This is a genomic window from Mycobacterium sp. 1165178.9, assembly GCF_001673555.1.
Lineage (GTDB): Bacteria > Actinomycetota > Actinomycetes > Mycobacteriales > Mycobacteriaceae > Mycobacterium.
The window spans coordinates 1-9,035 of the sequence record NZ_LZMB01000269.1 but is presented as its reverse complement, the minus strand read 5'-3'; the positions used below and the strand labels follow the sequence as shown (position 1 = coordinate 9,035).

At 67.3% G+C, this 9,035-nt stretch carries 1 pseudogene; it reads right to left on the bottom strand.

From position 1 onward, the window contains the following. Positions 1 to 9,035 (bottom strand): annotated as a pseudogene (locus tag A5652_RS27565) (amino acid adenylation domain-containing protein); the annotation flags it as partial.

The window sequence follows — 9,035 nt, the reverse complement described above, 5'->3', positions numbered from 1 at the left end:
CTCACCCAGCTCGATGCGATACCCACGGATCTTCACCTGATCATCGGCACGACCCAGATACTGCAACTGCCCATCGGCGCCCCATCGCACCAAATCCCCGGTGCGATACATCCGCGCCCCCGCCGCCCCCTCACCGGCAAACGGGCACGCTACAAATCGCGACGACGTCAACCCCGCCCGACCGACGTACCCGTAGGCCACGCCGGTACCGGCCACATAAAGCTCGCCCACCACGCCCGCCGAGACGCGACGCAGCCCGGCATCGAGCACGAACAACGCCGCCCCGGCCACCGGGGAACCGATGGGCACCGCCGCCGAGCCCGCCGACAGCGGCGCGCTGACCGCCGCGTACACCGTCGCCTCGGTGGGGCCGTACGCGTTGATGAGCACTCGACCCGGCGCCCATCGATCCACCAGCTCGACCGGGCAGGCCTCGCCGGCCACCACCAGCGCCGCCGACTCCAAACCCTCCGGCGACATCACCCCCACCGCCGACGGCGTCTGACTCAACACCGTGACCTGTTCGCGAATCAGCAAGGCGTGCAAGTCATCCGGTGACGCGGCTACCTCCTCGGGCACCACCACCAACCGCCCACCATGCAACAACGCCCCGAAAATCTCCGACACCGACACGTCGAACACCAGCGAATGCCACTGCGACCACACCCGCACCGGCCCCGCTGGCAACCGACTCTCCACTGCGGCCACCAATTCGGTGACACCGCGGTGCGAGACCGCCACCCCCTTGGGGACACCGGTAGTGCCCGAGGTGTAGATCAGGTAAGCGACATCATCCGGGGCCGGCGCCGGCAAACCGGTACTGGGCTGATCGCGCACAAGCGGATCGGCCAAGTCGACGACCGCTACTTCGCACCCGTCCAGGTGCGACCGCAGCTCCGCGCTGCTGATCACGACTACCGGCGCCGCGTCAGCGACCATGAACTCGATCCGCGCCGTGGGCAGCGCGGGATCGATCGGCACGTAGGCCGCGCCGGTCTTGAGGACCGCCAGGATCGCGACGATCGCCTCGGCCGAGCGCGGCACCAGCAGCGCGACGCACTGCCCCGGGCCCGCACCTCGCCCAATCAACAAGTGCGCCAAGCGATTCGAAGCCTCGTCAAGTTCCCAATACGAGATTGAGCGACCCTCACAGGTCAACGCCACCGACTGCGACGTGCGTCCTACCTGCGCGGCAAACAACTCTGGAATCGACACCGCCGCCGACGGCCGGCCCAGCGCCGCCCGATTGCCCCACTCATCCAGCCCGACCTGCTCATCGTCGTCGAGCAGATCAATCGACAGCAACCGCCGCGTCGTGTCGGCGGTCATGACTGCTGCTCCGCATCGGCGGTCATAACCACCAGCACCTTTTGCAACCTCCTGAAGAGCGACTCGATCCTGGCTGCGTCGAACACGTCGGTGTCGTACTCGACGCGAAGGCTCAATTGCGCACCGGGCTGGACTTGCACCGCCAGCGGGTAGTGGTTGTTTTCACGGGCGGCGACGTCGGTGATGGCCAACTCGTGATCCCCGGCGAGCGCGGCAGCGTCGACGGGATAGTTTTCGAAGACGAACAAGGTGTCGAACAGCTGATCATGTCCGGTGGCGCGGTGGATTTCTCCCAGCGCCAGATGCTGATGCTCCAGAGTCGCGTTATAGACGTCTTGCAGTTGCTCCAATAACCCGGCGACCGTGGTCGCCGCGGTGATGCGCGCGCGCATCGGGACGGTGTTGATCAATAGCCCCACCATCGAGTCCGCACCGGCCAGCTCCGTCGGCCGGCCCGACACCGCGATGCCGAACGCGACGTCGTGCCGGCCGGTCAGCCACATCAATATCTGCGCCCACGCCGCCTGCATGACGATGTTCACGGTCGTGTGATGCGACCGCGCCAGCTCACCGAGCGCCCCGGTGGTGTCCGCAGGAACCGTAAACGACGCGACGCCTCGCTTTCCGAGCCGCACCCGCCCGGGCGGACCCACCAAAGTGGGGGTGTCGAAATCGGCCAGCACGTCGCGCCAGGCCGCGCGGGCGGCTTCAAGGTCGCGTCCGGCCAGCCACCTCACAAAGTGGCGATATGGCGCTGCCGCCGGCAGTCGCTGCTTGTAATAGCTGGCAATTACTTCGCCCAGCAGAATCGGCAGCGACCACCCATCCATGACGATGTGGTGATTGGTCAGGATGAACCGGTGCCGATCCGGCGCGGTACGGATCAATGCCGCCCGAAACGCCGGGGGGTCCGCCAGATCGCACACCGCGGCGCGTTCGGCCGCACATACCTCCTGCACCTTGCGATCGACCTCGACTCCGTCGCCGCGCGCGTCCAACTCGACGTATCGCCAAGGCACCACGGGCTCGGCCGGGATCAGCTGCACCGGCTCGTCGAACTGCGGGCAGAATCGGGCCGCCAGATTCGGATGCCGGTTTACCACCGCGTTCACCGCCTCGTACAGCCGGTCCGCCTCGAGGGCACCGCTCAAGGTGATGTCCAGCTGCACCGCGTAGACATCGTCGCCGCGCTGTGTGGTGGTGGTGTGGAACAGCAGTCCCTGCTGCAAAGGGGTCAACGGCAACACGTCAGCGATGCGGTACTGCTCCTGCAGCTCATCGAGCTGCGGCTGGCTCAGCCGCGCCGGCGCGATGTCGGACGGGGTCAACCCGCCCCCGCCACCGCGAACATGCGCGCAGATTCCGGCCAGGGCCTCAAACCACAACCGGCCCAACCGGTCGACCTGTTCGCGATCCACCGCCGACGGCGCCCACGTCCAGTTGGCGTGCAGGTGCGGGCCGGTATCGGTGTCCACCGTGCCGGCGTTCAGGTCCACGGTGTGCATCAGCGGCATGGGTATCGCCGCGGCCGCACCGGTCAACGCCAAGCTGTCCTGGCAGAGGCGCCACATGTCCTCGGAAAGGTCAGCCCCAGCGCCCAGCCGTCCCAGATAGTTGAACCCGACGGTCGGGTCGGATCCGCCCAACTCGACATCGGGATTCAGATACCGCAACAGCCCGTAGCCCAGCGGATCGGGCAGGGCGCGCAGCTGCTCCTTGGCGTCCTTGATCAACGCTCCCAACGCCGCCTCGCCGGCCACTACGTGGCTCCACGCCAGGCCACCGAGGCTCAGGGCCACAGGGTATTTGGTGGTGAACCACCCCACCGTGCCCGACAGATCGATATCGGCGGCCAGCTCCTCGTGGCGCCCATGACCCTCCACGTCGATGCCGATCGTCGCGCCGCCTGGGCCCAACAATTCCGCCAACGCCAGACCGAAGGCGATCAGCAAGATTTCGTGTACTCCGGCATGGAACGCCGTCGGCACCTCGCCCAACAGCATCCGGGTCGTGTCGGCGTCCAGCGACACCGACAAGTGACCGGCCGCGGCAAACGTATCCACCGCGGGCTGAAGGGCGGGCAGCGCCGCCGGAAGCGCCGCCACCTGCCGCCACGCGTCGGCCTGCTCCACCACAGCGGGGCTCTGGGCGTGCTCGGCCAGCAGCGACGACCACCGGGCAAACGACGTCCCGGCCGCCGGCAGTGTAATCGGCTGGCCGCCACGACGCTGGACCCAGGCGGTGTTGAGGTCTTCCAGCAGAATTCGCCACGACACCCCGTCAACGGCCAGGTGGTGAATGATCAGCGCCAACTGACCCGTCGAGTCCGCCCACAGCGCGCTGAGCATCACCCCGCCGGCCGGGTTCAACCGCGACCGCGCCTTGACCAGCGCCTCCTCTGACAACACATCCACCGCTTGCAGGCGATCGTTGGCATCCACCGAACCGGCCACCGGCACCGTCAATGACCAGCCGCCGGCGCCATCGTCCTCGACGCGCAGCCGCAGCATGGCGTGCCGATCCACCAAGGCCTGCAAAATCGCGACGACGTCGGCCTCGGTCACACCCGCCGGGGCCTGCGCCATCACCGTCTGGTTGAACTGGTCGACCGGGCCCTGGACGCTGTGCAGCCAACGCATGATCGGGGTCGCCAGCACCGGCCCGACACCCTCGTCGACCGGGCCGCCCGCACCTTCGGCGACCCCCGCCACCCGGGCCAGCCGCGCCACGGTCTGCTCGACGAAAATATCGCGCGGCCGACATATCAGACCGGCGGCGCGGGCCCGGGCCACCACCTGCATGGACAAAATGCTGTCCCCGCCGAGCTCGAAGAACGACTCGTCGGCCCCGACCCGCTCGAGCCCCAAGACCTGGGCGTAGATCCCGGCCAGAATCTCCTCAACCGCGCTGCCCGGTGCCCGGTAGTGATCGGCGTCCTGGTACTCCGGTGCGGGCAGAGCACGCTTGTCGAGCTTGCTGTTGACGGTCAGCGGCAGCGCGTCCAGCACCACCACCGCCGCCGGCACCATGTAGGCCGGCAACCGCTCTGCCAACGCGCTCCGCACCTGGGCCGGGTCGGCGCTGCCGGTCATGTAACCGACCAGGCGCTTGTCGCCGGGGCGGTCTTCCCTGGCGATCACCGCCGCTTGCTCCACCCCGTCCAGCCCCAGCAGCGCGGCCTGCACTTCGCCCAACTCGATGCGATACCCACGGATCTTGACCTGCTCATCGGCGCGCCCCAGATACCGCAGCTCCCCATCGGCGCCCCAACACACCAGGTCACCGGTGCGATACATGCGCTGGGCCGATGCCCCGTTGCCGCCGAACGGACACGCCACAAACCGCGAGGCCGTGAGCCCGGCCCGTCCCATATAGCCGTACGCTGCCGCGGAACCGGCCACATACAAATCCCCGACCACGCCGACCGGTACCGGCCGCAACGACCCGTCCAGCACGAAGAACGCCAGGTGCGCCAGCGGTCCCCCGATGGGGCTCGCAGCGCTGTCCAAGTCGCCGTCGACGATCTCCCGGAAGGAGGCGTGCACCGTCGTCTCCGTCGTGCCATACAGGTTCAGCAGACGTGGCATTCCGGGATGGTTATGCCACCACGTTCGAAGGCGCTGTGGCTCTAACGCCTCACCGCCGAACACGACCGCCTGCAGCTTCAGCTGACGCCCGAGCTCCGGCGATAGCGTGTCCGCGGTTTGCAGTGCGTAGAACCCCGAGGGCACCTGGCTCAACACGCTGACCTGTTCGGTCACCAGCGTGGCGTGGAAGTCTTCCGGTGACCGCGTCACCGACTCGGGGACGACGACCACCCGCCCGCCGTACAACAGCGCACCCCAGATCTCCCAGACGGAAATGTCGAAGGCCAGGGAGTGCGCCTGCGACCACACCTGTTCTTCGAGCCGCATCTCACCCTCGAGGGATTCGAACAATTCGGTGACGTTGTGGTGGCTGATGGCAACGCCTTTGGGCACACCGGTAGTGCCTGAGGTGTAGATCAGATAGGCAATGTCCTCGCGGGCCGGCGCCGGCAGGCCGGTGCACGGATAGGTGCGGATCCGGGGATCGTCGAACTCGACGACCAGAAGACCACGGCCATCCAGGCGCGGGCGCAGCTCTGCCGTGGTGACGACGGCGATCGGCGCGGCATCGCCGAGCATGAACTCCATGCGCGCCGGTGGATGCTCAGGGTCGAACGGCACGTACGCCGCGCCGGTCTTCAAAACCGCCAGGATCGCCGTGATGGCCTCGGCCGAGCGGGAGAACAGCAGTGCCACACGCTCACCGGGGCCCGCACCCTGAGCGACGAGGAAGTGCGCCAGTCGATTAGCGGCCTCGTCAAGCTCGCGATAGGTCATCGACAGACCCTGAGAAGTGACCGCGACCGCCTGCGGGACGCGGGCCACCTGGACGGCGAACAATTCCGGAATTGACGGCGAGGCGGTGACACGCTGGCTCAACGCCGGCCGGTTACCCCAGCCAAGCAGCTGGGCGCGCTCGGTGTCGTCCAGGAGATCGACCGACGACAGCCGCCGGGTCGGGTCCGCGGTCAACGCCACCAGCACTCGCTCCAACCGCTTGATCAGCGCCTCGATGCTGTCGGCGTCGAACACGTCGGTGCGGAACTCCACCATCCCCTCGATGCCGGCGGGCTCGCCGGCCTCGGTCCAGCGTTCGGCGAACGACAATGTCAGGTCAGTGCGGGCGACCTGGGTGTCGGCCGGCAGCGTGGTGACCTGCAGATCGCCCAAGCGCAACCCGACGGTGGACCCGATGTCCGGCCCATTGAAGTTCTGCCACGCCAACAACACCTGGACCAGCGGGTGATGCGTGAGGCTGCGGGTCGGGTTGAGTCGCTCCACCAGCACCTCGAACGGCACGTCTTGGTGTTCGTAAGCCGCCAGGCTGCGACCACGGACCTGCGCAAGCAACTCGGCGACTGAGGGGTCTCCCGCAAGGTCGACCCGGAGCACCAAGGTGTTGATGAAGAAGCCCACCAGATCATCCAGCACCGGATCGCGCCGTCCCGCGATCGGGAATCCGACCGCAACATCGCTGCTGGCGCTGATCTTCGACAGCAGCACGGCGAGGGCGGCCTGCATGACCATGAAACTGGTCGCATTGTGCTCGCGGGCCACTTGGGCCACCCGCTGCTGCAACTCCGGCGGCCACTCCATCGCGATGTGCGCGCCGCGGTAGTCAGCCACCGGCGGATAGGGCCGATCGGTGGGCAGCTGAATGCGCTCGGGCATCCCGGCCAGCGCGTCTTCCCAGTAGGCCAGCTGCGCACCGATGCGGCTCTGGCGATCGCTCAGATCGCCGAATTGGGCGCGCTGCCACAACGTGTAATCGGCGTACTGCACCGGCAACGGCGCCCAACCCGGGGCTTGCCCCGCACACCGGGCGGCATACGCCACTCCCAGATCACGGACCAATGGCGTCATAGACCAGCCGTCACCGGCGATATGGTGCACCACCGCAACCAGAACGTGTTCGTCATCGGCAACGCGGAAAAGCACTGCGCGCAAAGGAATATCGGCAGCCAGATCGAAGGGGCGGCGCACCGCCGCGCCGACGGCGTCCTCCAGCCGGCTCGCCGACCAGCCCGTCGCGTCGACGACGTCCCAGCCGAAGTGGGCCCGCTCGATCGCCACCACCAACTGTTGGGGAACTCCCTCGACCGAAGGGAACAGCGTGCGCAGGCTTTCATGACGGTCCACCACGTCGGTCATCGCCGTCGCGAGCGCGTCCACATCGAGGTGCCCGTCCAGACGTAAGGCCACCGCCATGTTGTAAACGGGTGAGGGCCCCTGCAACTGATCGATGATCCACAACCGGTTCTGGGCGAACGACAACGGGACTATCTCGGGCCGCTCAACCGGCACCAACGGCTCGAGCCGGCTTTCATCCGCGCCGATACGGGGCGCCAACTGTGCCACCGTGGGCGCCTCGAAAAGAGCGCGCACCGCGAGGCCCGCGTTCAACGTGGTGTTGACCGCGGCGACGACCCGCATCGCCGACAGCGAATCGCCGCCCAGTTCGAAGAACGATTCGTCGACTCCGACCCGATCCAATCCGAGGACTTGGGCGTAGAGGCCGGCCAGGATCTCCTCGGTCGGGTTGGTCGGGGCGCGGTATTGACCCGCATCGGTGTATTCGGGTGCCGGTAGGGCCCGCGCGTCGAGTTTGCCATTGACCGTCAAGGGCAACGCGTCCAGCACCACCAACGCGGCCGGCACCATGTAGGCCGGCAATCGCTCGGCCAGAGCGCTTTTCAGCGTGGCGGGTTCTGCGGTCCCGGTGATATAGCCGACCAGACGTTTGTCGCCGGGGCGATCCTCCCGGGCGACCACCGCCGCCTGTGCCACACCCTCGAGGTCAGCCAGCGCCGTTTGGACCTCGGCCAACTCGATGCGATACCCGCGGATCTTGACCTGCTCATCCGCACGCCCCGCGTAACGCAACTGCCCGTCAGCATCCCAGGACACCAGATCGCCGGTGCGATACATCCGTTGCGCCGGCGCTTCCGGGCCGGCGAACGGGCAGGCCACAAATCGCGATGCGGTCAAACCGGAACGGCGCCAATATCCGTATCCCACAGTGGTTCCGGAGATGTACAACTCGCCGAGCACGCCGGGCGGGACCGGCCGCAGCCACATGTCGAGGACAAACAGTGCGGCCCCCGGCAATGTCGAACCGATTGGGGGGGCCCCCGAACCCGCGATCAAGGGCGCGCTGTAGGTCACGTCCACCGTGGCCTCGGTCGGGCCGTACTTGTTGATCATCACCCGCCCGGGAGTCGCCCACCGGTCCACCAGGTCGGCCGGGCAGGCTTCACCACCCACGAGTAACGCCACCGACTCCAAACCCTCGGGCGGCATAGCCCCTGCCGCCGAAGGGGTTTGACCAAAGACGTCGACTCGTTCGGATATCAGTAGGTCACGAAGGTCGGTCGTCGAGCTTGTCATCCACTCGGGGACCACCACCAGCCGCCCACCGTTGAAGAGCGCCCCCCAGATCTCCAGGACCGAGAAGTCGAACGATAAAGAGAACCACTGCGTCCAGACGCCGGGGCGCCGCAGATCGGCGGACAGCGACCCGATGTACTGGATCACGTTGTGGTGAGTTATGGCCACGCCCTTGGGGACACCGGTGGTCCCGGACGTGTAGATGATGTAGGCAATGTAATCAGCGGAAGGGGACGGCAACGGCGTGCAGTGACGATCCCGAACAGCGGGGTCGTCGATGTCGATCACTGCAACGTCGTGCCCGTCCAGCCGCCCACCCAGCCCATCAGTGGCAATGACGGCGATCGGAGCGGCGTCGCCGAGCATGAAGTCGATCCGGGTTGCCGGCAGCGCCGGGTCGATCGGCACATATGCCGCACCGGTTTTGAGCACCGCCAAGATCGCGACGATCGCGCGATCAGAGCGGGGAATGAGCAGCGCCACACAGGCGCCCGGGCCTACGCCGTAGTCGGTCAGGTGGTGGGCCAGTCGGTTGGCGTCCTCGTCAAGCTCCCGGTACGTCATCGAGCGGCCTTCGAAGGTCAAGGCCATGGCCTCCGGGGTGCGTGCTACCTGCTCGGCGAACAACCCTGGTATCGACACCGCCGGGGCCGCGGGCCGCTCGAGCACCGCACTGTTGCCCCACCTCGCCAGCCGGGCGTGCTCCGTGGCATCGAGCAGATCCAGCGCCGA